Origin of the sequence: Streptomyces sp. WMMC500 (assembly GCF_027497195.1) — a bacterium.
In the GTDB taxonomy this organism is placed as follows: Bacteria; Actinomycetota; Actinomycetes; order Streptomycetales; family Streptomycetaceae; genus Streptomyces.
In genome coordinates this window covers 1,955,764-1,979,849 of record NZ_CP114905.1, presented here as the reverse complement: position 1 = coordinate 1,979,849, position 24,086 = coordinate 1,955,764, and the positions used below count along the sequence as shown (strand labels likewise).

Here is a 24,086-nt window from a genome sequence, read left to right as displayed (position 1 = left end):
GGAACGAGGTGGTTGATGATGGTCACTGGTCCGTCGGCGGGCCTTGGTGCACTCCCGCGGCCCGTCGCCGCCGTGATGAGCGCGGGCGGCGCGCTCGGGGCGGCGCACGTCGGTCTGGGACACGCCCTGGAGCAGCGCGGCTTCCTGCCGGACATGGTCGTCGGCACCTCGGTGGGCGCCCTCAACGGATCCATCGTGGCCGCCCACCCCGGCACGGCCGCGCCGTGGCTGGACCAGGTGTGGACCCGGCTGAACCGCCGCGAGGTGTTCCCGCTCCGCTCCAGGTCCGCCCGGGCCGCCGTGTTCGCCGATCGCGGTCTGCGCCGGCTGATCGCGCAGGCCGGGCTGCCGTCGCGGATCGAGGAGCTGGCGATCCCGTTCACGGCGGTGGCCACGGACCTCGCCACCGGCGCTCCGGTGCCGCTCGACCACGGGGACCTCGAGTCGGCGCTGCTGGCCAGCGCCGCGATACCCGGGATGCTGCCACCGGTGGAGCGCGGCGGCAGGAGGTTCGTCGACGGCGGCGTGGTCGCCTACGTCCCGGTGCTTGCGGCTCTGAAGGCGGGGGCGGCGAGCATCGTGGTGGTGGCCGCCGGACCGGAGAGCTCGCCGCTGCGCCCCGTCGAGCCGCCCCGGCGCGCCGGGGCGGTCGCCACCAGGGCCGGCCTGCTGCTGCTGCGCCACCAGATCGAGCGCGATCTCCAGGACGTGGCCCGGCAGGTCCCGACCGTCGTGCTGCCGACCGGCATCGAGACCTGGCCCGCCCCCTGGGACTTCGGCAAGTCCCCGCGGCTGATCACCACCGCGACCCGCACGGCGGGGCGCTTTCTCGACGGGCTGCGGATCAGCGGGCCGGGTCTGTACCGGGGGGACGACCCGCCGGCGGGCCCGGCCGGCCCGGACCCGGTGTCCACCACTTCCCCGAGGGGGGCCGGTCTGTGAGCACCATCGCGTTCCTCAACATCGCCATGCACGGGCATATCAACCCGACGCTGCCGATCGTGGCCGAGCTGGTCCGGCGCGGGCACGAGGTCACGTACCACACCACCCCCGCGTACCGGCAGGAGATCGCGGCGGCCGGGGCGGCGACGTACCTCTACCCCGGCGGCGACCAGCCGCTCCCGGACCCGCCGACGACGGTGACGCTGCTGGAGGGGCTCGCCCGTACCGCGGTCGACGTGCTGCCGGGCGTGCTCGCCGACCTGCGCGGCGTCCGGCCCGACCTGATCGTCCACGACACCTCCTGCCTCTGGGGCGCGGTCGCCGCCCGCGAGCTGGTGGTGCCGGCGGCGTCGTCGTTCACCACTTTCGCGTTCAGCCGGCGCGTCCGCAGCCCCACCAGCGGCTCGTGGGACCTGCTGGCCACGGCCCGGGCACAGCCCCGCAGCGCCCGGGGGTACGTGCGGGCGCGCCGGGAACTGCGGCGGCGTTACGACACGCGCGGGCTGCCGCCGGTCGACCTGCTGAACATCCGCCAGCCGCTCAATCTGGTCTTCACCTCGCGCGCGTTCCAGCCGGGCGCCGACGACTTCGACCGGTCCTACCGCTTCGTCGGCCCGAGCATCGGCGCCCGCTCTCCCGACCCGTCGTTCCGCGCCGACCGGCTCCAGGACCCGGTGCTCTACGTCTCGCTGGGCACGGTGTTCGGCGCCGGGGGAGTGCTGCGCACCCTGGCCACCGCGCTCGCCCCGCTGGGCGGCACGGTCGTCGTCTCCAGCGGGCAGGCCGACCCCGACGACCTGGGCGCCCTGCCGGCCAACGTGCAGGTCCACCGTTCCGTCCCGCAACCGGAAGTGCTCGCCCGCGCGGCGCTGTTCGTCACCCACGGTGGCATGAACAGTGTCAACGAGGCCCTGTACGCGGGCGTCCCGATGCTGCTGGTCCCGCAGGGAGCCGACCAGCCGATGGTCGCCGGCCGCGTCGCCGAACTCGGTGCCGGTGTGACGATCCGGCCCGACCAGGTCGCCGAGGACTCCGTGCGGGCCCTCGCCCGGCACGTGCTCGGCGAGCCCGGATTCCGGAAGGCCGCCGCCGACCTGAAGTCCGCCCAGCAGGACGCGGGGGGATTCCGGCGGGCCGCCGACGAACTGGAGGGGTACGTGCACGAGGCCGGCCCGGCCCGTACGCCGGCTCCCGCCGATCCGCCACAGGGAGGCTGAGCGATGTCACTCGTGCTCGTCCTGCTGCTGATCGCCGGGCTCTCGGAGGCCGTCGGACGCATCCTGCCGCTCCTCGTGCGCCGCCCCGGCATGCCGCGGACCGTCGTCCTCGGCCTGCTGCTGCCCCTCGGCATCGTCGAGGGTGCGGTGTTCGCGCTGTGGCCGCTGACCGCGTGGACCCTGGCCGAGACGGTGCTGACGGCACCCCTGCCCGGCACCGGCCTGGAGTGGACGCCGGGCCGCGTCGCCCCGCTGCTGCTCGCCGCCGTCCTCGCGTTCCCGCTGCTGGGCCCCCTGCTGCACCTGCTGCTCTTCGTGGGGGTCGGGGCCGGTCTGGCCGGCCCGCTCGCGGCGGCGACCGGGCTGGGCTGGTGGGGCGCCGCCGGCTACGTGGCCGTCGCCGGCCTCGGTCTCGGGGTCGCCGTGGAGGCCGTACGGCGACTGGTCGTGCGGCTCACCGCACCCCGGGTGGCGGAGTCGCCGGTATGAACGATGTCCTCCTCTGGGCCCTCCTGCTCGGTCCCGCGCTGCTCGCCGAAGGGCTGTTGGCCCGCCACGAGGTGCTCACCTACGGCGCCGGCTGGCGGGCCCCCGTCACCGCGCTGCCGGAGGGCACGCCCTACGCCCGCGGTGCGGCGGCCGACGCACCTCCGGCCGCCTACCTGGTCTACCTGGACGGCATCGGGAAGCGCCGCGTACGGGACACCCGCGACGGCGGCCGGCTCGTCCAGGCCGTGACGGCGGGGGCGCCGGAGCTGCGGGTGCTCGGCCAGGTGCAGCCCTACTCGCCCCTGGCCGACCCCCTCGCCGACCGGCCGCTGTGGGCGTGGCTGCGCCGGCACGTCGGGCTGGTGCTGTTCCTGCACAACGCCATGCAGGTCTTCGTGGCCGCCGACCACCGGTACCGGCCGCTGTACAACCGGGCCGTCGGCTCGCAGATCGCCACGCAGCTCCGGCTCGCCGGCTACCGCCCCGGCAGCGGCATCCCCGTGGTGCTGCTCAGCTACAGCGGCGGCGCCCAGCTAGCCACCGGCGCCGTCGGAGAGCTGCACGCCCGGTTGCGCGCCCCCGTCGTGCTGATCATGCTCGGCGGGTTCCACAACGGCGCCAACGACCTCACCCACGCGGAGCACGTGCACCGGCTCACCAGTGCGGGTGACCGGATCGAGCGGGTCGGCACGTGGATCTTCCCGCAGCGCTGGCGGCTTTTCCGGCGCAGCGGATGGAACCGCGCGCGCCGGGCCGGCAAGATCACCGTCCACCGGCTCGACCCGGCCACCCACCTGGGGCCGCGCAGTTACATCAGCCCGGAGGAACATCTGCCGGATGGCCGCACGTACCTCGACCGCACGACCGATACCGTCATTACACTCATCCGCACCCGCCACGGCGCGACCGCGTCGATGGACGACCCGACCCCCCGGGAAGACCTTGACGGCGTCGTGTAGCCGTGCAGTGCCCGCACGTACCTGCCGAACCCCCTGTGCGGCCCGCCATGCGTGCGGCGCCCCGTCACACCGTCCCGTGTCTCCCCGTCCGACCGGTGCCCGGCTACGAAGGGATGTGGAATGCGCGAGATCGTGATCGTCGGCGGCGGCTACGCGGGCTTCTATACCGCATGGGGTCTGGAGAAGAAGCTGCGCAAGGGCGAGGCGCGGGTCACCGTGGTCGACCCGCGCCCGTACATGACCTATCAGCCGTTCCTGCCCGAGGTGACGGCCGGATCGATCGAGGCGCGGCACGCCGCCGTGTCGCTGCGGCGGCACCTGCACCGCACCAGGCTGATCGCCGGGACGGTCACGGAGGTCGTCAGCGCCGACCGGAAGATCAGGGTCAGGCCCGCGCACGGCGCCGAGTACGACCTCGCCTACGACGTGCTCGTGGTCACGGCGGGCGCCGTGACCCGTACCTTCCCCGTGCCGGGGCTGGCGCAGCAGGCGATCGGCCTCAAGCACGTGGAGGAGGCGGTGGCCATCCGCGACCGGCTCATGACGGCGTTCGACGAGGCCGCCTCGCTGCCGCCGGGACCGGAACGCCGCCGGCTGCTGACCGTGACGTTCGTGGGCGGCGGCTTCTCCGGTGTCGAAGGCTTCGGCGAGCTGCTGTCGCTGGCCACCGCGATGCTGAAGCCGTATCGCGAGCTGAGCCCCGACGACCTCTCCTTCCACCTCGTCGAAGCCACCGGTCGCATCCTCCCCGAGGTGAGCGACGAGCCCGGCAGATGGGTGGTGCGCTCACTCGAACGCCGCGGTGCCCGCGTCCACCTCGACACCCAGCTCGCATCCGCGGTGGACGGCCACGTCGTCCTGACCAACGGCGAGGAGTTCGACTCGGCGCTGATCGTGTGGACGGCCGGCAACGCCTCGAACCCGGTCGTGCGCCGTCACACGGACCTGCCCGTGGACGAACGCGGCCTGATCCTGGTACGCCCGGACCTCCGCGCGGGCACGGACGACGAGCCGGTGCCGGACGTGTGGGCGGCGGGAGACGACGCGGCGGTGCCGGACCTGGCGTCGCCCACCCCGGGGGCCCTGACGACGCCGAACGCCCAGCACGCCGTGCGGCAGGGCAAGCGCCTGGCGAAGAACATCGCCGCCGTCCTGCACGGGAAGACGCCGCGGGACTACCGCCACAGCAGCCTGGGAGTGGTGGCGACGCTGGGGCTCTGGCGGGGCATCTTCCAGTACCGGCGGATCGTCATCAAGGGGCCCCCGGCCTGGCTCATGCACCGCGGGTACCACGTGCTGGCCGTGCCCACCTGGGAGCGGAAGGTCCGCGTGCTCGCGGTCTGGCTCACCGCCGCGCTGTTCGGCAGGGACCTCGTCTCGCTCGCCTCGGTGCAGCGTCCGCGGGAGGCGTTCGTCGAGGAGAGCAGGGCCCAGCGCTCCCCGGGGAACCGCACGTCTCCCTGAGCCCGGGTCCGCTCGCCGGGCGTGCGGAGCTGCTCAGGCGCGCGGGGCCCGGTACAGGCCGCGCCCCGCCCGCTGGATGCGGGACATGCCGACGAGGCGGTCGAGGGTGCTGCGCACCGCGTTGATGCTGCCGCTGTCGGAGTCCCGGCCGAGGGCGGCGGCCACGTCCCGGGCGCGCACGTCGACGTCGCCGGCGGTGGCGAAGAACTCCATGATCTGTTCGGTGAGCCTGCCGTACTTCGTCGCTTCCGCCGCCTCGGCATCGCCGCGGTCGCGACGTTGCGGGTGGGTCCGGCGCCGGCCGGCGGGCCCGGGGCCCTCCGGGTCGGCCGGGGCGGTGGGCGCGGGCAGCAGGGTCTGCAGGGCGCCGAGGGCGCGCTGCACCGAGTCGAGATGTGCGACGACCGCGGCCAGCTCCCGCTCCAGCGCCTGCTTCTGGATCTGCAGCCGGGCCAGTTGCTCCTGCAGGCTCTCGGCAGTGCCCTCGACGTTGTGCGCCGGCTGGGATGTCGAGACCATGTGTACCCTCCCACTCCACCCCGGGGACGACATCATAGGCACGAGTCCGTGGGGCCCGCCGCCGTATCGGACGGTGCCGCACTCTTCGTGGGGACCAACCGACCGCTGACACGGACACACAACGTGTCAGGTGCTACGCCACGGTAACGTGTCACACCGGAGCCGGCCGCCCGGTCTTAGGGAACGAGTCCGGCAGTTCATCGCACGGCCGCGAGCAAGGACAGCGGAATCCGGGCTTTTCCGCCCGATGAGGCCACCGGCCGACACTGTGGAGGTTGTACGCCCATGGCTGCAGACAACGCTGCGGAACACAGAGAGCAGTTCGCGTACTGGCGGGAGCAGGCGGCGTGCCTGGACGTCGACCCCGAGCTGTTCTTCCCGATCGGGCACAAGGGCCCGATGCTGAACCAGACCGACGTCGCGAAGGCGGTGTGCGGCCGGTGCCCGGTCCAGGAGCCGTGCCTCGGCTGGGCGCTGCGGGTGGGTCAGGTGGAAGGGATCTGGGGCGGGCTGACCGAGGACGAACGCCGCGCACTCAGAAGGCGCGCCGCCCTCCGGTCCCTGAAGCGCACCGCAGAGGCGGTGTAGACGATGGCCGAGCCGATCGACACCCCGGCGCTGCGCGCGCGGGTCTCCGAACTGGGCTGCGCCGCCCTCGTGGACGCCATGGGAAGGCTGCACGAGCACCGCGCGAACTTCCTGCCCCTGGTGAGCCCGGACCCGGACCGTCCCCTGTTCGGACCCGCGGTCACCCTCTCCTACATGCCCCGTCGCGACGACGTGCCGCAGTCCTCGCAGAGCTTCGGGGACTTCTTCCACCGCGCGGTGGGGCAGTTCCCCGGCCGGCGTGTCCTCGTGCTCTCCAGCGGCGGCTACCCCGAGGCATCCCACGGCGGGGGGACCAAGCTGTCGCGCGTCGCCCTGCACGGCCTGTCCGGCGTCCTGGCCGACGGCCGGCTGCGGGACTTCGGCGAACTGCGGACGTACGACTTCGCGACCTGGTGCCGGGGCGAGGCCACCCGCGCGGGCGGTGACACCGTCATGCCCTACGCGGCCGGCGTCGCGGTCGAGTTCGCCGGTGTCTGCATCACCCCCGGGGACTTCGTCTTCGCCGACGCCTCGGGCGGGGTCGTCATTCCCGCCGCGAGCCTGCACCGGGTTCTGGAGACGGCCCGGCAGGTCAACGAGGAGGACGCCGGATTCCTGCGGGAGATCCGCGCCACGGAGGCCCCGCCGGAGCGGGGAGGCACCGGAGCCCGGCGACGCCGGTCCGGACCCCCGGGGGCGGCGCGCTGATCCCACGGGGTGGGGCGGTGCGAGGGCCCGCCCCACCCTGCTCTTTGCGGCTCCTCACCGGCCGAGAGCACCGGCGAGCAGCGCTTCGAGCTCGGTGAGGTCGCCCGTGCGCGCGGCGGCGAGAAAGGTCCTCACCAGGCGCCGGTGGGTGGCGGCGCTCACCGGGTGGCGGGGACCGCCGGCCAGGTGCTTGCGGGCGCGGCTGAAGATCTGCCGGGCGTTGTCCTGACTCGTCACGAGGAGCCGGGAGACCTGTGGGTACGGGTAGTCGAAGGCCGTACGCAGCACGTAGACCGCCAGCTCGGCGGGCGTCAGCCGCTCCAGCAGCATCCGGATTCCGGCCTCGACCGCCTCCTGCCCCTCGGCCGCGGCCGCGGGATCCGCGGAGTCGTCCGCGGGATCGGGCAGCCAGGGCCCGGCGGGCGTCTCGTGCCGCCTGCGCGCGGACTGCACGACGTTGAGAGCGAGCCTCGTGGTGGTGAGCGCGAGGAACGCGGGTGGGTTGCGGACGGCGGACCGGTCGGTGCCGGCCCACCTCAGCCACGTCTCCTGAACGACGTCCTCGGCCTCGCCGGCGTCGCGCAGGACGCGCAGCCCGATCGCGTAGAGCCTGGGGGCGGAGCCGGCGAAGGTCTCCGCCGCCGCGTCCCCGCCGTGGACCGCGGGCCGGTCCCCGGTACGCCGAGGGTGCCGGGCACGCCGCACCGGCAGATTGACGGTCACGATCCCGCTCCCTTCGCGCGACGGCACCCGGGCGGTGCCGCCGTGCCCACGGTCGCCCCGGGGACCGTGTCTTCGCGCCCCGGTGAGTGCGTGGCGGACCTCCCGGCCCGGACACTCGGGTCCCTGGTCGCGCCGCGCGCGGGTAGCCTTCGGCCTGGGCGGATGGCGGTCGACGTCCCTGAGAGTGCACGACGGGGGTGCTGATGACGAAGCGGAGACCGGGGCCCCGGCTTTTCGGGCGGGGCGCGGAGTGCGAGGCGTTGGACCGGCTGGTGGCGGCGGTGCGGGGCGGTCACAGCTCGGTACTGGTGCTGCGGGGTGACCCGGGTATCGGCAAGACGGTGCTGCTGGACCATGTGGCCGGTGCCGCGGCGGACTGCCGGCTGGTGCGGGTGGCGGGTGTCGAGTCGGAGATGGAGCTGGCGTTCGGAGGGCTGCATCAGCTCTGCGCGCCGTTTCTGGATCATCTGGACCACCTGCCGGAGCCGCAGCGTGCGGCGCTCGGCACGGCCTTCGGTCTGAGCGCGGGCGAGGTGCCGGAACGGTTCCTGGTCGGGCTCGCGGTGCTCAGCCTGCTCGCGGACGTCGCCGAGGGGGAGCCGCTGATCTGTGTGATCGATGACGCGCAGTGGCTGGACCGGGTGTCGGTGCAGACGCTGGCGTTCGTGGCGCGGCGGCTGCTGGCCGAGCGCGTCGGCCTGGTGCTGGCGGTGCGTGAGCCGTTCCTGGTGCGGGAGCTGGCGGGGCTGCCCGAAGCGGTGGTGCGCGGGCTGGGTGACGCCGACGCGCGGGCGTTGCTGGCTTCGGTGGTTCCGGGGCGGCTGGACAGGGCGGTCAGGGACCGCTTCGTGGCGGAGACGCAGGGCAATCCGCTGGCGCTGTCGGAGCTGCCGCGCGGCTTGACGCCGGCGGAGCTGGCGGGCGGGTTCGGGCGGCCGGACGCGCGGCGGCTGGTGGACCGGATCGAGGAGAGCTTTCTGCGGCGGGTGGCGGAGTTGCCGGCCGAGACGCGGCGGTTGCTGCTGATCGCGGCGGCGGACCCGGTGGGGGACGTGGCGCTGCTGGCGCGGGCGGCGGAGTCGCTGGGCATCGAGGCGTCCGCGGCGGCGCCGGCCGAGGCCGCGGGTCTGGTCAGCCTCGGCACCCGGGTGCGGTTCCGCCATCCGCTCGTACGCTCCGCCGCCTACCGCGTCGCCACCACCGGGGATCGCCAGAAGGTCCATGCCGCGCTGGCGGAGGCGACCGATCCGGCCACCGACCCGGACCGCCGTGTCTGGCATCTGGCCAACGCGGCGGCGGGCCCGGACGAGGCCGTGGCCGCGGAGCTGGAGCGTTCGGCCGGCCGGGCGCAGGCGCGGGGTGGCGTGGCGGCCGAGGCCGCTTTCCTCGAACGGGCCGCGGAGCTGACGCCGGACCCGGCGCGCAGGGGCGCCAGGACACTGGCGTCCGCGCAGGCCAGATACCAGGCCGGGGGCTACGACGACGCCCGCGAACTCCTCCAGGCCGCCGACCTCGGTCCCCTGGACCCGTACCAGATCGCCCAGGCCGACCTGCTGCGCGGCCGGATCGCCTTCGCGTCCACCAGCGCCCACGCCGCACTGCCGCTGCTGATGAAGGCCGCCAAGCGCCTGGAGCCGCTGGATCCCCGGCTCGCCCGCGAGACCTACCGCGACGCGCTCTACGCGGCGCTCACCACGGGGCAGGTGACGCGTGGGGCCCATCTGCGCGATGTCGCCGAGGCGACCCTGTCCGCGCCCCCTGGGCCGCACCCGGGACGCAACGACCTGCTGCTGGGCGGGCTGGCCGCGATGACGACCGAAGGCTACGCCGCGGGTCTGCCCATGGTGCTGCAGGCACTGCGCTCCTTCCGCGCAGACGACCTGCCGCCCGCGGAGGCGCTCGGCTGGTTGCCGTTCGCGTGCCGCGCGGCGCATGACGTCTGGGACTTCGAGAGCTGGTCCGTGCTCGCGGCGCGGCTGGTCGGACTGGCCCGCGAGACGGGCGTGCTGTCGGTGATGCCGTCGGCTCTGCTGCTCCTGCTGTCGAACCGCGTCTACGCCGGTGACCTCGCCGTCGCCGAGGGGCTCGTCACCGAGGCGCGGACGATCGCGGACGTGACGGGCAGCCACTTCATCGCCCGGTACGCCGCCCTCGTGCCGGCGCCCTGGAAGGGCGGGGAGGCCACGACGCGGCAGGCCGTCGAGGCGGTCGTGCGGGACGCGTCCCTGGACGGGGAGGGAAAGGTCGCCACCGCGACGCACTGGGCGAAGGCGGTGCTCGGCAACGGACACGGCCGCTACGAGGAGGCGTACGCGGCGGCCAGGCGGGGGTGTGAGCACCCGCAGGAGATGGGACTCGCCCTCCAGTCGACGGTCGAGCTCGTCGAGGCCGCCGTCCGGAGCGACAGACCCGCCCGCGCCGCCGAGGCCGCCCGGACGCTGCGCGAGATGGCGGACGCCGCCGGCTCGGACTGGGCGCTGGGCACCGCGGCCATGGCCGGTGCCCAGGTCGCCGGCGCGGACGAGGCCGAGAACCTGTACCGCGAGGCCGTCGAGCGGCTGGACCGTACCGAGGTGCGCACGGCGCTCGCCCGCAGCCGGCTGCTCTACGGCGAGTGGCTGCGCCGCAGGAACCGGCGGGTCGACGCGCGCGAGCAGTTGGGCGCCGCGTACGAGATGTTCGGTCAGATGGGGGCCCGGGCGTTCGCCGAACGAGCCCGGCGCGAGCTGCAGGCCACCGGCGAGACGGTGCGCAAGCGCACCCCCGCCGCGGCGGCGGTCACGCTGACGGCCCAGGAGATGCACATCGCCCGCCTCGCCGGCGAGGGGATGACGAACCCCGAGATCGGCGCGCAGCTCTTCATCAGCGCGCACACCGTCGAATGGCACCTGCGCAAGGTCTTCACCAAACTCGGCATCACCTCCCGCAGGCAGATCAGCGCTTCGCTGCTGGAGCACACGGCGATCACGGCCTGAGCGAACACGGCACTGCCCGCCGGCGCCCTCGTGGGCCGGCGGGCAGTTCATCCCGCGGGGACGGGAAGCCGACGCGCAGACGGCGGCGGCGCGGAGCCGGCTGCGCCGCCGGGGAAGCCGGGAACCGCCGGTGGCCCCTGCCTGGCCGAGGGGGGGCCACCGGCGGCGTTCACTTGGCCTGCGCGGCCAGCCAGTCGCCGAACCGGATCTCGCCGAGCTGCGCGCCGGGACCGGGCAGCAGGGTGGTCGTCTCCAGCTCGGCGTCGAAGTAGCGGGCGTCCTTGTCCGCAACGACGGTGCGGGGGTCGTTCTTGGCGGCGAGCCCCTTGCCGATGATCTCGTCCAGCCGGAACTCCTCCGGGCCCGCGACCTCCACCACACCGCCCGTCGGCGCGCCGGCGGCGGCGCGGCCGACCGCGGCCGCGACGTCGTCGGAGGCCATCGGCTGGATCTTGACGGGGGCCAGGCGCACGGTGTCGCCGTCCGTCGAGCCGTCGGCGATGCCCTTCATGAACTCGAAGAACTGCGTGGCGTGGACCAGGGAGAAGGGGATGCCGGACGCCCTGATCAGGTCTTCCTGGACCTTCTTGGCGCGGAAGTAGCCGCTCTGCTGGAGCCGGTCGGTGCCGACCACGGACAGCGCGACATGGTGCGTGACGCCGGCCTCGGCCTCCGCCTTCAGCAGGTTCGTCGTCGACGTACGGAAGAAGTCCATGACGGCGTCGTCCGCGAACGAGGGGGAGTTGGACACGTCGACCACGACCGACGCGCCCTGGAGGACCTCGGCCAGTCCTTCACCCGTGAGGGTGTTGACACCGGTGTCCGGGGAGGCGGGGACCGCCTCGTGCCCGTGCTCACGGAGCTTGGCGACGAGCTTCGAGCCGATGAGCCCGGTTCCACCGATCACTACGACCTTCATGTGCTGTTCCTCTCGGATGTGTTGTCGATGCCGCGGGGTGCCGGTGAGGGCGTGCTCGCGGTAGGCGGCAGATGTGGTCTGCGGTACGGGTGACCGGGCAGCGGGTCTGTTTCGTGACAGGTGGCCGCGGAGACCGGTGCGGATGTCTACTCGACGAGTTTTCCCTTGGTGGAGACCTCTCGCATGAGGGACGAGACCTCCTCGGGAATGTCCGGGATGCTCTCCCGGGTGATGCCGTCCGCCGGGGACCACACGAGGCTCACCTCGAGGGACGGATCGAGGTCGGGGTAGTCGCTGCGGTTGTGGCAGCCGCGGGTCTCGCGTCGCTCCAGGGCCGCTTCGAGCGTGGCCCGGGCCGCGAGAGCGGCGGACTTGAGGTCGAAGGCGTGCGCGAGGTCCTGGTAGCCGGCGATGTCGGGGTGGACGCCGACGGACCGCATCCTCTCCTCGATCCCGTCGAGCTCGGCGAGTCCCGTGCGCAGCCCCTCTTCGTCCCGTACGACTCCGGCGTGCTCGGTCATGGTGTCGCGGACGGCGCGCTGGAGGGCTCGTACGTTCTCCGGTCCGTCCGCCGTCAGGAGGCCGTCGATCTCCTGGCGGGCCCCGGCGACGGCGTCGGGGGAACGGGTCTGGGCGGTCAGCGACAGCGAGTACTCGGCGGCGGCCTGGCCGGTGATCCGCCCGAGTACCAGCAGCTCGATGAGGCTGTTCCCGCCGAGCCGGTTGGCGCCGTGCAGCCCGCTTGAGGCCTCGCCGATGGCGTACAGGCCCCGTACGTCGGTGCCGTGGTCCTCCGGGTGCACCAGGACCCCGCCCATCGAGTAGTGCGCGGTGGGCGCGATCTCGATCGGCTCCCGGGTGATGTCCAGCATCTGCAGCTCCATGAGGAGCTGGTACACCCGGGGCAGCCGCGTCATGATGGTCTGCCGCGGCAGATGGGTGACGTCGAGCAGCACGCCCCCTATGGGCGTCCCCCGCCCCTCCTTGATCTCCGTGTAGGAGGCCAGGGCGACGCGGTCACGGGTGGACAGCTCCATGCGGTCGGGGTCGTAGCGGGTCATGAACCGCTCCCCGAACGCGTTGCGGAGGATGCCGCCCTCGCCGCGCGCCGCCTCGCTGACCAGCGTGCCGGCGGCGTTCTCCGGCGCGATGAGGCCGGACGGGTGGAACTGCACCAGCTCCGGGTCGCGCAGCCGCGCGCCGGCCTCCACGGCGAGGCGGAAGGAGTCCCCGGTGTTCTCGTCGCGCCGGGAGGAGGTGCGGCGCCAGATCCGGGTGTGGCCGCCCGCGGCCAGGATGACGGCGTCGGCGTGGATCAGGTGGCGGGTGCCGTCCGTGAGGTCGAAGCCGTACGCGCCGAAGACCGCGCCGTCGTGCACGAGCAGCCGGGTGATGTAGACGCCGTCCAGGATCGGGACGCCGATCTGCTCCGCGCGCCGGACGAGGGTCCGCTGGATCTCCAGGCCGGTGTAGTCGCCGGCGAAGGCGGTCCGCCGGAACGTGTGGGCCCCGAAGTAGCGCTGGGAGATGCGGCCGTCCGGCTCCTTGGCGAAGCCCATCCCGTAGCGCTCCAGGTCGTCGATGCCGCGGGCGGCGCCCCGGGTGACGATCTCGACGGTGCGCGGATCGGCGAGCAGATAGCTCTCCTTGAGCGTGTCGGCCGCGTGCTGCTGCCAGGAGTCCTCGGGATCCATGGTGCCCAGGGCGGCGTTGATGCCGCCGGCGGCGAGGACGGTGTGCGCGTCGTCCCTGGCGCGCTTGCCGACCGCGAGGACGTCGACACCGGCTTCAGCCAGCTCGATCGCCGCCCGCAGCCCGGCTCCGCCGGTGCCGATCACCAGCACCATGGTGGAAAGACGTCGTTCGGTGGGGGTCACAGTCCGCTCCGTTTGCCTGGGTCGTCATCCAGTAGGACCGAGTCGCCGACCGGTATGTGACACCGTTGGTATCCGATGTGCGGGCGGACACGCCGGCCGACACGCGCGGGGTGGGATCCGTCCCGGCGGCGGCGGTCGGCACGCTGTCACACAATCAGGGTGTGTCCGGTCTTCCCTGGCGAAGGCCGTGGGACGCGCCCCGATCCCCTCGTCGGAGCGCACGTCCCGTGACGACGTGAACCTACGGGAGGACGTAACACCATGGCGCACAACGACTCAGCGCACGACCACGGGACCGACGGGCACGCGGCGGCGGCGAGCTGGATGGAGGCCGCGAAGCTGCTGGCACACTCCGACCCGGTCGCCGTCCCCGAGGGCGCCTCGGCCATGACCGTTCTCATCGAGTGGGAGCCCGGCGACCCGGGCACACCGCCGCACCGCCACTCCGGTCCGGCCTTCGGATACGTCCTGGAGGGCGCGGTCCGGTTCGAGCTGGAGGGCGAGCCCGAGCGTGTCGTCGAGGCCGGCGGGACCTTCTGGGAGCCGGGCGGGGACGTCATCCACTACCAGGACGGCAACGCGCTGGCGGACCAGCGGACCCGGTTCGTCGTGGTCATGATGTGCGCCCCCGGCAAGCCCATGCTCGAACTGGTCGACGAGGAGGAACTCGCGCAGCGCGCGCACCGGCGCGCCCCGCGGCCGGCCGCCGGTCGCTGAGGAAGAGAACAGAGGACAGGGGGAGACATGAGTGAGCCCACCGCCACCGTGGTGCGCGTCGTGACCGTGATCGTGCGCGTTCCCGGAGAACCGGCAGGGGCGCTGTCCGCGGAACTCTGCTACGACGCGGCGGACCCGTATGCCGTGCGGCTGTCCCTCGGGGCGCCGCTGGACCGGCCCATCGACTGGGTGTTCGCCCGCTCGCTGCTGGATCAGGGTATGCACCGGCCGGCGGGGGTGGGAAACGTGCAGGTGATTCCGCCGCACCAGTGCCACCCCCACGCCGTGGCGATCACGGTGAAGTCCGCCTCCACCGCGCCGCAGATCACCGTGCCGGCCGTGGACGTCAGGGAGTTCCTGCGGCGGTCGCACGCGCTGGTGCCCGCCGGGACGGAGAGCCGCTACCTCGACATCGACCGTGCGCTCGCCGCCCTCATGAACAGTTGACCCGGAAGAGCACCCCGCACCGCCCCCTTCCCCCGACCGACCACGGAGACTTCATGCCCCTGCCACCACACCCTCGCGAACCCGACCGGCGGACAGCACCCGAACGGCCGCGCCGGCAGGCCCGTCAGGCCGGTTCCGCCGAGCATGGAGGCATGGAAACCGACGGAATACCCGGTATCGACCCCGCCTCCGCCCCCAGTGGGGAGGGCTGCGCCGAGTGTCTGGCCGGTGCGGCGCCCGGCTGGTGGTTTCATCTGCGGCGCTGTGCCACCTGCGGGCACATCGGGTGCTGTGACTCCTCGCCGTCGCAGCATGCGACCCGGCATGCGCGCGAGAGCGGGCATCCGGTGCTGACCAGCTTCGAGCCGGGGGAGGACTGGTTCTGGAACGCCGAGACGAACGAGTTCATGGAAGGCCCGGCGATGAGTGCGCCGACGGAGCGTCCCGCCGCCCAGCCGGTGCCGGGTCCCGCGGGGAAGGTCCCGCCGGACTGGCAGCAGCGCCTCCACTGAAGCCCCTGGGAGCTGTCGATGACGAGTACGCTTCCCACCGCCGACCCGTGGCCGGCCCTGCGTGTCCCGGACTGGCCCGACACCCGCGCGACCCTGCACATGTGGACCCAGATCGTCGGCAAGGTCCGCCTCGCGCTGGCGCCCATGGTCAACCACTGGTGGCAGGTGCCGCTCTACGTCTCCGCCCGCGGCCTGACGACTTCGGCGATCCCGGGCCGGCGCACCTTCGACATGGAGTTCGACTTCGTCGACCACCAACTGCGGCTGCGGACCACGGCCGGTGCCGTGGAGACGGTCGCGCTGGAGGCGAAGCCGGTGGCCGACTTCTACCGCGAGACGATGGCCGCCCTTGAGCGGGCCGGGATCGACGTCACCATTCTCGGCCGCCCGGTCGAGGTGGAGGAGGCGATCCCGTTCGCCGAGGACCGCACCCACGCCTCGTACGACCCCGCTCAGGCCCGCGCCTTCTGGGGCCAGTTGGTGCAGGCCGACCGGGTGCTGAGCGAGTTCCGGTCCCACTTCATCGGCAAGGTCAGCCCGGTGCACTTCTTCTGGGGCGGCATGGATCTGGCCGTCACCCGGTTCTCCGGACGCACCGCGCCCACCCACGCCGGCGGCGCGCCCAACTGCGCGGACTGGGTGATGACCGAGGGCTACTCCCACGAGCTGAGCAGCGCCGGCTTCTGGCCGGGCGGCGACGGCGAGGGCATGTTCTACGCCTACGCCTACCCGGAGCCGCCGGGCTTCCGGGAGCACCCGGTGCCGGTGGGTGCCTACTCGCGGGAGTGGAGCCAGTTCCTCCTGCCGTACGAGACGGTCCGCACCGCCCCGGACCCCGACGCCCTGCTGCTTGATTTCCTGCAGTCCACCTACGAGGCGGCCGCGGTCCACGGCGACTGGGACCGCGCCGCCCTGGAAGACGACCCCGACCGCCGAGCCGCACCACGCTGAAACAGGAGAACCCCGTGCCAGAACAGCCGGCCATCGACCTGCCGAACCTCCCCGCCCCCGACAGCGGGATACTCGTGACGCTCTTCCTGACCGTCAGGAAGGTCGCCCGCTCCCGGGCCTTCTACAGCGAGGTCCTGGGCGGACAGGTCGTCCTCGAAGAGAACCCGTGCATCGTCAAGCTCGCCAACTCATGGGTGATCATGAATCCGGGGGGCGGCCCGACCCCCGACAAGCCGGATGTCTCGGTGGTGGACTACGAGCCCGGCGACACCGTCTCCAGCTTCATGAACCTCCGCGTGGCCGACATCGACGCCCTCTACCGGGAGTGGAGCGCCAAGGGCGCCGAGTTCCTCACCCCGCCCCTCGACCGCGGGGCGGAGAAGCGCTGCTACGTGCGCGACCCCGACGGCTATCTGATCGAGGTGGGCCAGGCCACCGGCATGCTCGAAGGCAAGCTCGCCGAGAAACGCCCGGAGGACCTGCCCGGCTGAGCGCCGCGGCGAAGCCGCGGCCCGTGCCGGGGCGGCCGGGCGCGGCGGGGCAGCCCGGCCGCCCCCGGCCGTCAGGTGTGCCGGTGCGCGCTAGCCGTGCCGGGCGCGGGCGAGTGCCCGGTCCTTCCCCGCCTGGATCTCCTCGTCGAAGCGGGCGCCGAGTTCCGTGAGTTCACGGACGGTGCGGCCGTGGGCCGCCGCGAGGTCGTGCCGCTCGCCGGGGTCCCCGTCGATGTCGTACAGCAGCGGTGGCCGCGGCCCGCCCGGCCCGGGCGGCAGGCCGTTCCGGCGGCCGGGCAGGTGGAGCTTCCACCGGCCGCGGCGGACGGCGTTGAGGGTCCAGTCGTGGTAGTGGTACAGCACCCGCTCCGCGGCCGGCCGTCCTCCCCGGAGGGCGGCCGACAGGTCGACACCGTCCATCGGCCGGTCGTCGGGGAGTTCGCACCCCGTGACCGCCGCGACGGTCGGCAGGACGTCGGTGAGGCAGGCGGGGTCGTCGTAGGTCGTCCCCGGCGCGATGCGCTGCGGCCACCGGGCGAGGAACGGCATGCGGATGCCGCCCTCGAAGGTGTACCCCTTGCCCGCCCGGAGGCCGCCGGTGCCGTGTTCGTCCGGCCCGTTGTCGCTGGTGATCAGGACGAGGGTGTTCTCTTCGAGCCCGCAGGCCCGGAGTTCTCGCAGTACCCGGCCGATGTGGAAGTCGGCTTGCTGGACCAGGTCGCCATAGGGGCCGGCCTGCGACGATCCCTGAAACCGCCGCTCCGCGTAGTACGGCTTGTGCGCCAGGGTGTACGGCAGGTAGAGGAAGAAGGGGCGGTGCCGGTTCCGGCGGACGAAGCCGAGGGCGCGGTCGGTGTGCCGCCGGGGCAGGCCGGTCTGCTCGGCCCCTTCGAGCCGGTCGACGATCTCCGTGCCGTCGTAGACCGGGAACGGTACGTCCGTGTTGAAGCCCGGTATGCCGTAGAAGGAGTCGAAGCCGTGGTGCAGCGGGTTGAGTTCCGGACGTTCCGCCGGGTCGCCCAGGTGCCATTTGCCGAAGATGCCGGTGCGGTATCCCCGCTCCCGGAGGATCTCGCCCAGGGTGCGTTCGTACGCGGGCATGCCGTCGGGGGCGCCGGGCCCGGGAACCCAGGGCAGGCCGACGCGTTGCGCGTACCGGCCGGTGAGCAGTCCGGCGCGCGCCGGAGTGCAGACCGGCCCGGGGGAGTACATCTGCGAGAACGTGACGCCTCCGGCGCCCACGCCGTCGATGTGCGGCGTCCGGATCCTCCGTGAGCCCAGCCGGCTCACGTCGCCGTAGCCCACGTCGTCGAGCATGATCAGCACGATGTTGGGGGGTCTGCCCCCGCCGGCATCCCGCGGGCGGGCCGTGGCGCCGGCCCGGCTCCCGGCTGCGGCGGCCACGGCCAGCCCGGTGCCGGCACCGAGGACTGCGCGTCGGCTCGGCCGGTGCGTTCCAGTCACGAGTTCGGATCCTTACGGATAGGCGACGGATCTCCGGAAAGCTACGGCGGCGCCCCTGCCGTGATCGTCACCCCGTGAGCGGCGCCGCGGCTACGCCCCGCGGCGTACCCGCGCGGGGCGGCGTACGCCTTCGTCGTCACCGGCGGCCGCGCAATGGCCGCGGGCCGCGCTCGCGTACGCGGATCCGAGTAGGGGAGCTGTCTCCCCGCGTACGACGCGCGAGCGCCGCCCGTGCCGCCAGGCTGGGCCGGTCGGGACCGGCGGAGAGCGGGGCGGGTGGCTCGTGAGCGCAGACCTGTGAGGATCAGCGGGGCGCGGCTCGGCGACGCCGCCCTGGCGGCCGCGGCCACGGCGGCCGGGGCCGCCGGCACCCGGCTGGCCGGCAGCGCGGAGCGCGCCGGCCAGGCGGGTGCCGTCGACGCCGGCGGGCTGGTGCTGTTCGCGGCCCCGGCGCTGGCGCTGGCGGTGCGCCGCAGGTGGCCGGCGGCCGTGTTCGCGGTGGCGGCCGGCTGCACGGCGGCGTACCTGCTGCTCGGCTACGCCTACGGGCCGATCCTCGCGGTCTGCATGATCGCCGTCTACACCCTCGCCCGGCACACCCCCCTGCCGGTGGCCGCGCCGGGCGCGCTGGCCGCGCTGCTCGCGCTGCTGCCCCACCTGCTCGTCCGCGACCACGGGCTCGGGTGGTCCGGGGCGGTGCCCGTCTCCGCGTGGGTCGTCGTGCCGTTCGCCCTCGGGTACGCGCTGCGGCTGCGGTGGGAGGCGGCGGTCAGGGCGCGGGCCGAGGTGGTCCGGCGGAGCGTGGACGACGAGCGGCTCCGCGTGGCGCAGGAGGTGCACGACATCGTGGGCCACGGGCTGGCCGCCATCAAGATGCAGGCCGACGTCGCCCTGCACGTGCTCGCGAAGAAGCCCGCCCAGGCAGAGGTGGCGCTGGAGGCGATCAGCCGCACCAGCAGCGCGGCGCTGGAGGAACTGCGGGCCACGCTGGCGGTGGTCCGCCGCACCGGCGACGCCGCCGGGCGCACCCCCGGGCCCGGCCTGACCCGGCTGGACGAGCTGCGGCAGCGGATGGCCGAGGCGGGCGTGTACGTACGCCTCGACGTCTCCGGCCGCGCCCGGGTCCCGCTGCCCGCCGCGATCGAGCTGACCGGCTACCGGATCGTGCAGGAGTCGCTCACCAACGTGCTGCGGCACAGCGGCGCCCGGCAGGCCGCGGTGCGCATCCGCCACGAGCGCGGGAGCGTCCTGATCGCCGTCTCCAACCCGTTCGCCGGGGAGCCCGCCGGGGAGGGCGGATCCGGGATCGCCGGGATGCGCGCCCGGGTCCGCGCCCTGGGCGGCGAGTTCACCGCGGGCCCCGTCGCCCCGGACACGTTCGAAGTGCGCGCCCGTCTCCCGACCGGAGGTTCCCCGTGATCACCGTGCTGATCGTCGACGACCAGGACCTGGTACGCCTCGGGCTCCGCGCCCTCATCGAGAACGAGGACGGCATGACCCTGGCCGGCGAGGCCGCCGACGGGCTCGCCGGCGTCGACCTGGCGCGGCGGCTCGTGCCGGACGTCGTCCTCCTGGACATCCGCATGCCGGGGATCGACGGCATCACGGCGCTGCGGCGGATCACCGAGGACCCGGCCCTGGCCGGCACCAGGGTCGTGATGCTCACCACCTTCGAGCATGACGAGTACGTCTTCGACGCCCTGCACCGCGGCGCCAGCGGCTTCCTGCTGAAGGACACCGCCCCCGCCGACCTGCTGCGGGCGATCCGCGCCGCCGTCGACGGCGGCGCCCTGATGTCGCCGTCGGTGACCCGCAAGGTCGTCCGCGAGTTCGTGGCGAAGGGGCCGCGGACGCTGAAGCCGCATCCGCGGCTGGGGGCCCTCACCGGGCGGGAGCGGCAGATCCTCTCGCTGGTGGGGGAGGGCCTGAGCAACGACGAGATCGCCGGCCGGCTGGTCATCAGCCCGGCCACGGCCCGTACGCACGTGAGCCGGACGATGGTCAAGCTCGGTGCCCGGGACCGGGCGCAGCTCGTCGTCTTCGCCTTCCGCTCCGGGCTGACGGACTGACCGCGCGGGCGGCGTGGTCCCGTACGCGGAACTGCGTACGGCCGCTGCCGCTCCGCGGCCGACGCCCGGCGGCCCGTCCGCGCCGACGATGAGCGCATGGTCACTCCACACAACCAGCCAGCGCCGCACGGGCCGGGAACGGCGCCGACGGCGGCCGTCGCCGGGACGGCCGCGGCCCCCGTACGGAAGGCGGGGCGGGCATGAGCACCGGCGGCACCGGCGAACACCCCGGCGCGTACGCGATCGACGTCGACGGGCTGACGAAGAGCTACGGCGACCACACGGCCGTCGACCACATCAGCTTCGGCGTCGGCCCCGGCACCGTCACCGGCTTCCTCGGCCCCAACGGCGCCGGCAAGTCGACCACCATGCGCATGATGGTCGGCCTGACCCCGCCGACGGCGGGCCGCTGCACGGTCCTCGGCCGCCCGTACCGGCACCTGCCGGATCCCGGCCGGCGCGTCGGCGTCCTGCTGGACGCCTCCGCCCAGCACCCGGGGCGTACCGGACGCGAGATCCTCACGCTGGGCACGATGATGATGGGCCTCGACACCCGGCGCGTGGACGAGGTCCTCGACCTCGTCGGGCTGACCCCCGCCGAGGCCCGCCGGCGCACCGGCGACTACTCGCTGGGCATGCGCCAGCGCCTCGGCGTCGGCCACGCGCTGCTCGGCGAGCCACAGGTGCTCATCCTCGACGAGCCGGCCAACGGGCTCGACCCGGCGGGCATCCACTGGATGCGCGGCCTGCTGCGCGACTTCGCCGACCACGGCGGCAGCATCCTGCTCTCCTCGCACCTGCTGCGCGAGGTCGAGGTGATCGCCGACGAACTCGTCGTGATCGGACTGGGGAAGATCGTCGCGCAGGGCGCCAAGAAGGACCTGCTGGCCTCCGCCGGCACCTTCGTACGCGCCTCCGACGACCGCGCGCTGGCCGCCGCGCTGACCGCGGCGGGCATCGACCACAGCGCCGCCGCCGACGGCGGCTTCCTCACCCGGGAGCCCACCGAGCGGATCTCGCGCACCGCGGCCCAGGCCGGAGTGGAGGTCGTCGAGCTGCGCGACGCGGGCCAGACGGGCCTGGAGGAGATGTTCCTGAGCCTGACCGCCGACCACTCCCGGGAGAAGCCGGCCGGGAAGGCCAGGGCGAAGGGCGGCGCAGGCAGGACGGACGGCACCGCGAAGACGAAGGACGGAACGCGACGATGACGACACCCCACCTCACCGACAGCCGCCGTCCCCCGGGGTCCGAAGCGGAGCGCACCGGCATCCCGTTCGGCCGGCTGCTGCGCACCGAGTTGCGCAAGCTGCGCGACACCCGGGCGGGCACGTGGCTGCTCGTCGCCATCCTCGCCGTCACGCCGGTGGTGGTCGCCGTCATGGTGGTCGTCGCCGACCCGAAGGACCTGACGTACGAGGAGTTCGTCAACTTCACCCAGACCCCGCAGAAACTCCTGCTGCCCGTCGTGGGCATCCTCACCGTCACCACGGAGTGGAGCCAGCGCACCGGGCTCGTCACCTTCACCCTGGAGCCCGACCGCAAGCGGGTCCTGCTCGCCAAGGCCGGCGCCACGCTGCTGCTGGGCGTGCTGGTCCTCGGCATCACCTTCTCCTCGGCCGCCGTCGGCAACCTCCTCGGCACGACCCTGCGCGACGGCGACGGCAGTTGGTCCTTCGGCGCGGGCGGGTTCCTCGACATCAGCGTGGTCCTGCTGGCCGGGCTGATGATGGGCTTCGCGTTCGGCATGCTGCTGCTGGTCAGCGCCCCCGCGATCGTCGCCTTCTTCGTGCTGCCGAACCTCTCCAGCGTGCTGTTCAACGCCGTGCCCGCGCTGGAGGACGCCGGCTCGTGGATCGACTTCAACCTCGCCCTGAGCCAGTTGTACGACCACGGGCTCACCGGCGAGGACTGGCTCCAGGTGCTGACCGCGACCCTCGTCTGGGTGGCCCTGCCCGCGGCGCTCGGCGCGGTCCGCGTGCTGCGCAGCGAAGTCAGGTCCGGCTGACGGTGCACGATCCCGGTCACGGGCTCCCCGGCGGGACGCGCACCCCCGGCCCGGCACGGCGCCCTTCGCCGTCCGGCGCGCGCTCCCGCCGGGTCTGGGTCCTGCTCGCCGTCGCCTCGGCCGCCGGCCCGGTGCTCGTCGTCCCCTACCTGCCGCTCGGCCTCGCCGGCAGCCGCCTCGACGTGGGCGGCGGCCTGCACCGCGGCCTGCTCGCCGGGCACGTCTTCACCGCCTTCGTCGCCCTGGTGCTCGGCCCGCCGCAGTTCGTCCCCGCGATCCGGGCCCGCCGCCGCGTGCACCGCGCGATCGGCCGGACCTACCTGCTCGGCGGCGTGCTGCCCGCGGCCGTGACCGCCGTCCCGGTGGCCCTCCTCTCCGGCCGTACGGTCACCCAGATCGGCCTGACCGTCCCGGCGGTGGGCTGGCTGCTCACCGGCTGGCTCGCCTACCGGGCGGCCCGTGCGGGGGAGTTCGAGACCCACCGCCGCTGGATGATGCGCAACTACGCGCTGACGTTTCTGGCCGTCACCGCCCGCGCCGCCGTCCCGCTGCTGCTGATCGCCGGGGCACCGTTCCGGGACGCGGGGACGGACGGCTCGGCGGGGGATGCGGCGACGGACCTGATCCCGGTCGGGCAGGTCCTGGGCTGGGTCGTCAACCTGGCCGTGGTGGAGCTGATGATCAGGCGCCGCGACGCACGCCGCGGCGCCGCGGGCGGGAGAGCGTGACCGGGAGCGGTGGCCGGCCGGCCCGCCGGTCCGGCCGGCCGGTCCGGCCGGGGCGGCGGGCGGCGCCACCCCGGCCGGGGTCAGGGTCACCAGTTGGCGGGTTCCGCCAGGGCGTAGGAGTTCGCGATGCGTGCCTGGTCGTGGTAGACCGACAGCACCGTCCCGCCCGCCGGCTGCTGGTCGCGCCAGGCGGTGCAGTAGATGCCCGAGGACCAGCGGACGGAGTGCGCCGTCTTGGGGAGCACCGGGATGCCGGTCCTGCTGACGCGCTTCGTGCCGTTGACCCAGATCTCCAGCGCCCCGTCGGTCGCGTGGAACTTGATCCGGGTGACGATGCGGATCCACGAGCCGCGCAGATCGGTGATCTTGGCGATGGAGCCGCTGAAGCCGCCCGAGCCGCCGTAGCGCAGCTCGTCGTTCTGGATGAACATCAGCTCCCACGGGCCGGACGGCTCCTCCGGCGACCACTGCTGGAAGGTGACGTTCTGGTTGTGGAAGCGCCAGTTCGACGGGATGTGGACGGCCTGGCCGTAGTACCGGTCCTGGCCCACCACCTGGGCGTGGTGCTGGACGTTCTCGGAGTGGTAGCCGCCTCCTTCGTTGACGTACGTCTGCTGCGCCTCGATGGCGTTGCCGCCCTTGTACGCGGGGCTGCCGACGTTCCGTATGACGCCCTGCTTCTGCGGGTCCGTCGGATGGTTGTTCCAGCCCTGGATCGAGCCGGTGTCCTGGAAGTAGACGCCGGACGGGAGCACCCCGCCGTTGCGGGGCATCCAGAACTGGTTCGTGGCGCCCTTGCGGCACGTCCACAGCTCCACGGGCGTGCCGTTGGGGCTGTTGCCGCCGCCGTGCACGTCCAGGCAGAGGCCGGAGGCGGGGTTGCGGAACGCGCCGCCCGCGCTGAGCGTCCACTTCTGGTTGGCGTTGCCCGAGCACGAGTAGGTCTGCACCCGGGTGCCGGGGGTGGTGCCGCTCTCGTGGATGTCCAGGCACTTGGTCGTCGAGCCGCTGTAGACGCGCAGCTCGTTCGCCGAGGTGTGGGTCCACTTCTGGTGCGTCTTGCCGTTGCAGTCCCAGACGGTGGCCTGGGCGCCGTTGGCGGTGCTCTCGCCGGCGACGGTCAGGCAGCGGTTCGACGCCGGGCTCACGAGCTGGCTGCCGGAGACGTTGACCTCCGCCTGCGCCGTGGGCGAGCCGAGCGTCAACCCGCCCGCCGTCAGCCCGGCGGCCGTGAGGACGGCCGCCGCGGCCGTGGTGCGTCTGCGCTTCATCTGATCCTCCCTGGGTGGGGGTGAAGGAGTCAGCCGGTGGAGCGGGGGGCC

At 73.7% G+C, this 24,086-nt stretch carries 24 protein-coding genes; 18 read left to right on the top strand and 6 right to left on the bottom strand.

What is annotated here, in order from left to right:
- The first annotated feature begins 15 nt into the window (after window positions 1–15).
- The 5 genes from O7599_RS08070 (at window position 16) to O7599_RS08050 (ending at window position 5,071) form a co-directional block, all read left to right on the top strand.
- A complete protein-coding gene (locus tag O7599_RS08070; RefSeq protein WP_281621433.1) occupies window positions 16–942 on the top strand; it encodes a patatin-like phospholipase family protein in 927 nt (308 codons plus the stop codon).
- Window positions 939–2,159, top strand: coding sequence for a macrolide family glycosyltransferase (locus O7599_RS08065; protein WP_281621432.1), 1,221 nt, complete (start codon window positions 939–941; stop codon window positions 2,157–2,159). The genes O7599_RS08070 and O7599_RS08065 overlap by 4 nt, the downstream gene beginning before the upstream one ends.
- Window positions 2,160–2,162: 3 nt before the next feature.
- The gene (locus O7599_RS08060; RefSeq protein ID WP_281621431.1) at window positions 2,163–2,648 is read left to right on the top strand and encodes a hypothetical protein; all 486 of its coding nucleotides are present in this window, start codon (window positions 2,163–2,165) and stop codon (window positions 2,646–2,648) included.
- Window positions 2,645–3,607, top strand: coding sequence for a hypothetical protein (locus O7599_RS08055; protein WP_281621430.1), 963 nt, complete (start codon window positions 2,645–2,647; stop codon window positions 3,605–3,607). The genes O7599_RS08060 and O7599_RS08055 overlap by 4 nt, the downstream gene beginning before the upstream one ends.
- Before the next feature lie 120 nt (window positions 3,608–3,727).
- Complete coding sequence (locus O7599_RS08050; RefSeq protein WP_281621429.1) at window positions 3,728–5,071, top strand: NAD(P)/FAD-dependent oxidoreductase; 1,344 nt, start codon at window positions 3,728–3,730, stop codon at window positions 5,069–5,071.
- Between the two features lie 33 nt (window positions 5,072–5,104).
- Here O7599_RS08050 and O7599_RS08045 read toward each other — a convergent pair whose 3' ends face one another.
- Entirely contained in the window at window positions 5,105–5,590 is a 486-nt protein-coding gene (locus tag O7599_RS08045; RefSeq protein WP_281621428.1) for a hypothetical protein, read from the bottom strand.
- A gap of 285 nt (window positions 5,591–5,875) precedes the next feature.
- On the opposite strand from O7599_RS08045, the gene O7599_RS08040 reads away from it, so the two are divergent.
- Complete coding sequence (locus O7599_RS08040) at window positions 5,876–6,178, top strand: WhiB family transcriptional regulator (protein ID WP_281621427.1); 303 nt, start codon at window positions 5,876–5,878, stop codon at window positions 6,176–6,178.
- 3 nt (window positions 6,179–6,181) lie between these two features.
- Entirely contained in the window at window positions 6,182–6,886 is a 705-nt protein-coding gene (locus O7599_RS08035; RefSeq protein ID WP_281621426.1) for an RraA family protein, read from the top strand.
- A gap of 54 nt (window positions 6,887–6,940) precedes the next feature.
- Here O7599_RS08035 and O7599_RS08030 read toward each other — a convergent pair whose 3' ends face one another.
- Window positions 6,941–7,609 carry a sigma factor gene (locus O7599_RS08030; RefSeq protein ID WP_281621425.1) on the bottom strand — a complete coding sequence of 223 codons (669 nt, stop codon included), beginning with the start codon at window positions 7,607–7,609 and terminating at the stop codon, window positions 6,941–6,943.
- Between the two features lie 203 nt (window positions 7,610–7,812).
- On the opposite strand from O7599_RS08030, the gene O7599_RS08025 reads away from it, so the two are divergent.
- Window positions 7,813–10,584, top strand: a complete 2,772-nt coding sequence (locus O7599_RS08025) for an AAA family ATPase (protein ID WP_281621424.1) — start codon at window positions 7,813–7,815, stop codon at window positions 10,582–10,584.
- A 169-nt stretch (window positions 10,585–10,753) separates the two neighbouring features.
- Here the strand turns inward: O7599_RS08025 and O7599_RS08020 are convergent, their stop codons facing one another.
- Window positions 10,754–11,503, bottom strand: coding sequence for an SDR family oxidoreductase (locus tag O7599_RS08020; RefSeq protein ID WP_281621423.1), 750 nt, complete (start codon window positions 11,501–11,503; stop codon window positions 10,754–10,756).
- 146 nt (window positions 11,504–11,649) lie between these two features.
- The gene (locus O7599_RS08015) at window positions 11,650–13,350 is read right to left on the bottom strand and encodes an FAD-dependent oxidoreductase (RefSeq protein WP_281623311.1); all 1,701 of its coding nucleotides are present in this window, start codon (window positions 13,348–13,350) and stop codon (window positions 11,650–11,652) included.
- A gap of 291 nt (window positions 13,351–13,641) precedes the next feature.
- Between O7599_RS08015 and O7599_RS08010 the strand changes: the two genes are divergently transcribed.
- The 5 genes from O7599_RS08010 (at window position 13,642) to O7599_RS07990 (ending at window position 16,498) form a co-directional block, all read left to right on the top strand.
- Window positions 13,642–14,097, top strand: coding sequence for a cupin domain-containing protein (locus tag O7599_RS08010; protein WP_281621422.1), 456 nt, complete (start codon window positions 13,642–13,644; stop codon window positions 14,095–14,097).
- Window positions 14,098–14,124: 27 nt separating this feature from the next.
- Window positions 14,125–14,544 carry an SsgA family sporulation/cell division regulator gene (locus O7599_RS08005; protein WP_281621421.1) on the top strand — a complete coding sequence of 140 codons (420 nt, stop codon included), beginning with the start codon at window positions 14,125–14,127 and terminating at the stop codon, window positions 14,542–14,544.
- A gap of 152 nt (window positions 14,545–14,696) precedes the next feature.
- Window positions 14,697–15,056, top strand: coding sequence for a UBP-type zinc finger domain-containing protein (locus tag O7599_RS08000; RefSeq protein ID WP_281621420.1), 360 nt, complete (start codon window positions 14,697–14,699; stop codon window positions 15,054–15,056).
- 18 nt (window positions 15,057–15,074) lie between these two features.
- Entirely contained in the window at window positions 15,075–16,007 is a 933-nt protein-coding gene (locus O7599_RS07995; protein WP_281621419.1) for a DUF5996 family protein, read from the top strand.
- 14 nt (window positions 16,008–16,021) lie between these two features.
- Window positions 16,022–16,498: a VOC family protein gene (locus tag O7599_RS07990; RefSeq protein WP_281621418.1), complete on the top strand. Its 477-nt coding sequence runs from the start codon at window positions 16,022–16,024 to the stop codon at window positions 16,496–16,498.
- 90 nt (window positions 16,499–16,588) lie between these two features.
- Here the strand turns inward: O7599_RS07990 and O7599_RS07985 are convergent, their stop codons facing one another.
- A complete protein-coding gene (locus O7599_RS07985) occupies window positions 16,589–17,962 on the bottom strand; it encodes a sulfatase-like hydrolase/transferase (RefSeq protein WP_281621417.1) in 1,374 nt (457 codons plus the stop codon).
- A 297-nt stretch (window positions 17,963–18,259) separates the two neighbouring features.
- On the opposite strand from O7599_RS07985, the gene O7599_RS07980 reads away from it, so the two are divergent.
- The 5 genes from O7599_RS07980 to O7599_RS07960 all read left to right on the top strand — a co-directional run bounded on the left by O7599_RS07980 (window position 18,260) and on the right by O7599_RS07960 (window position 22,764).
- Window positions 18,260–19,381 carry a histidine kinase gene (locus O7599_RS07980; RefSeq protein WP_281621416.1) on the top strand — a complete coding sequence of 374 codons (1,122 nt, stop codon included), beginning with the start codon at window positions 18,260–18,262 and terminating at the stop codon, window positions 19,379–19,381.
- Window positions 19,378–20,031 (top strand): response regulator transcription factor, encoded by a 654-nt coding sequence (locus tag O7599_RS07975; RefSeq protein WP_281621415.1) that lies wholly within the window; start codon window positions 19,378–19,380, stop codon window positions 20,029–20,031. The genes O7599_RS07980 and O7599_RS07975 overlap by 4 nt, the downstream gene beginning before the upstream one ends.
- A gap of 200 nt (window positions 20,032–20,231) precedes the next feature.
- Window positions 20,232–21,239, top strand: coding sequence for an ATP-binding cassette domain-containing protein (locus O7599_RS07970; RefSeq protein ID WP_281621414.1), 1,008 nt, complete (start codon window positions 20,232–20,234; stop codon window positions 21,237–21,239).
- Window positions 21,236–22,036 (top strand): ABC transporter permease, encoded by an 801-nt coding sequence (locus O7599_RS07965; protein WP_281621413.1) that lies wholly within the window; start codon window positions 21,236–21,238, stop codon window positions 22,034–22,036. Before O7599_RS07970 ends, O7599_RS07965 begins: the two co-directional genes overlap by 4 nt.
- Window positions 22,037–22,038: 2 nt before the next feature.
- On the top strand, window positions 22,039–22,764 hold the full coding sequence (locus tag O7599_RS07960; RefSeq protein ID WP_281621412.1) for a DUF2306 domain-containing protein: 726 nt from the start codon (window positions 22,039–22,041) through the stop codon (window positions 22,762–22,764).
- An 86-nt stretch (window positions 22,765–22,850) separates the two neighbouring features.
- On the opposite strand, the gene O7599_RS07955 is transcribed toward O7599_RS07960, so the two are convergent.
- Window positions 22,851–24,035 (bottom strand): RICIN domain-containing protein, encoded by a 1,185-nt coding sequence (locus O7599_RS07955; protein WP_281621411.1) that lies wholly within the window; start codon window positions 24,033–24,035, stop codon window positions 22,851–22,853.
- Window positions 24,036–24,086: the final 51 nt, after the last annotated feature.

Bases quoted from the DNA above. Each gene is read 5' to 3' on its own strand.
- O7599_RS08050 (WP_281621429.1), top strand. From the start codon at position 3,728: ATGCGCGAGATCGTGATCGTCGGCGGCGGCTACGCGGGCTTCTATACC.
- O7599_RS08010 (WP_281621422.1), top strand. From the start codon at position 13,642: ATGGCGCACAACGACTCAGCGCACGACCACGGGACCGACGGGCACGCG.
- O7599_RS08045 (WP_281621428.1), bottom strand. From the start codon at position 5,590: ATGGTCTCGACATCCCAGCCGGCGCACAACGTCGAGGGCACTGCCGAG.
- O7599_RS08015 (WP_281623311.1), bottom strand. From the start codon at position 13,350: ATGGTGCTGGTGATCGGCACCGGCGGAGCCGGGCTGCGGGCGGCGATC.
- O7599_RS07965 (WP_281621413.1), top strand. From the start codon at position 21,236: ATGACGACACCCCACCTCACCGACAGCCGCCGTCCCCCGGGGTCCGAA.
- O7599_RS08000 (WP_281621420.1), top strand. From the start codon at position 14,697: ATGGAAACCGACGGAATACCCGGTATCGACCCCGCCTCCGCCCCCAGT.
- O7599_RS08070 (WP_281621433.1), top strand. From the start codon at position 16: ATGATGGTCACTGGTCCGTCGGCGGGCCTTGGTGCACTCCCGCGGCCC.
- O7599_RS08020 (WP_281621423.1), bottom strand. From the start codon at position 11,503: ATGAAGGTCGTAGTGATCGGTGGAACCGGGCTCATCGGCTCGAAGCTC.
- O7599_RS08005 (WP_281621421.1), top strand. From the start codon at position 14,125: ATGAGTGAGCCCACCGCCACCGTGGTGCGCGTCGTGACCGTGATCGTG.
- O7599_RS08040 (WP_281621427.1), top strand. From the start codon at position 5,876: ATGGCTGCAGACAACGCTGCGGAACACAGAGAGCAGTTCGCGTACTGG.
- O7599_RS08060 (WP_281621431.1), top strand. From the start codon at position 2,163: ATGTCACTCGTGCTCGTCCTGCTGCTGATCGCCGGGCTCTCGGAGGCC.
- O7599_RS08025 (WP_281621424.1), top strand. From the start codon at position 7,813: ATGACGAAGCGGAGACCGGGGCCCCGGCTTTTCGGGCGGGGCGCGGAG.
- O7599_RS07995 (WP_281621419.1), top strand. From the start codon at position 15,075: ATGACGAGTACGCTTCCCACCGCCGACCCGTGGCCGGCCCTGCGTGTC.
- O7599_RS08055 (WP_281621430.1), top strand. From the start codon at position 2,645: ATGAACGATGTCCTCCTCTGGGCCCTCCTGCTCGGTCCCGCGCTGCTC.
- O7599_RS08035 (WP_281621426.1), top strand. From the start codon at position 6,182: ATGGCCGAGCCGATCGACACCCCGGCGCTGCGCGCGCGGGTCTCCGAA.
- O7599_RS07955 (WP_281621411.1), bottom strand. From the start codon at position 24,035: ATGAAGCGCAGACGCACCACGGCCGCGGCGGCCGTCCTCACGGCCGCC.
- O7599_RS07970 (WP_281621414.1), top strand. From the start codon at position 20,232: ATGAGCACCGGCGGCACCGGCGAACACCCCGGCGCGTACGCGATCGAC.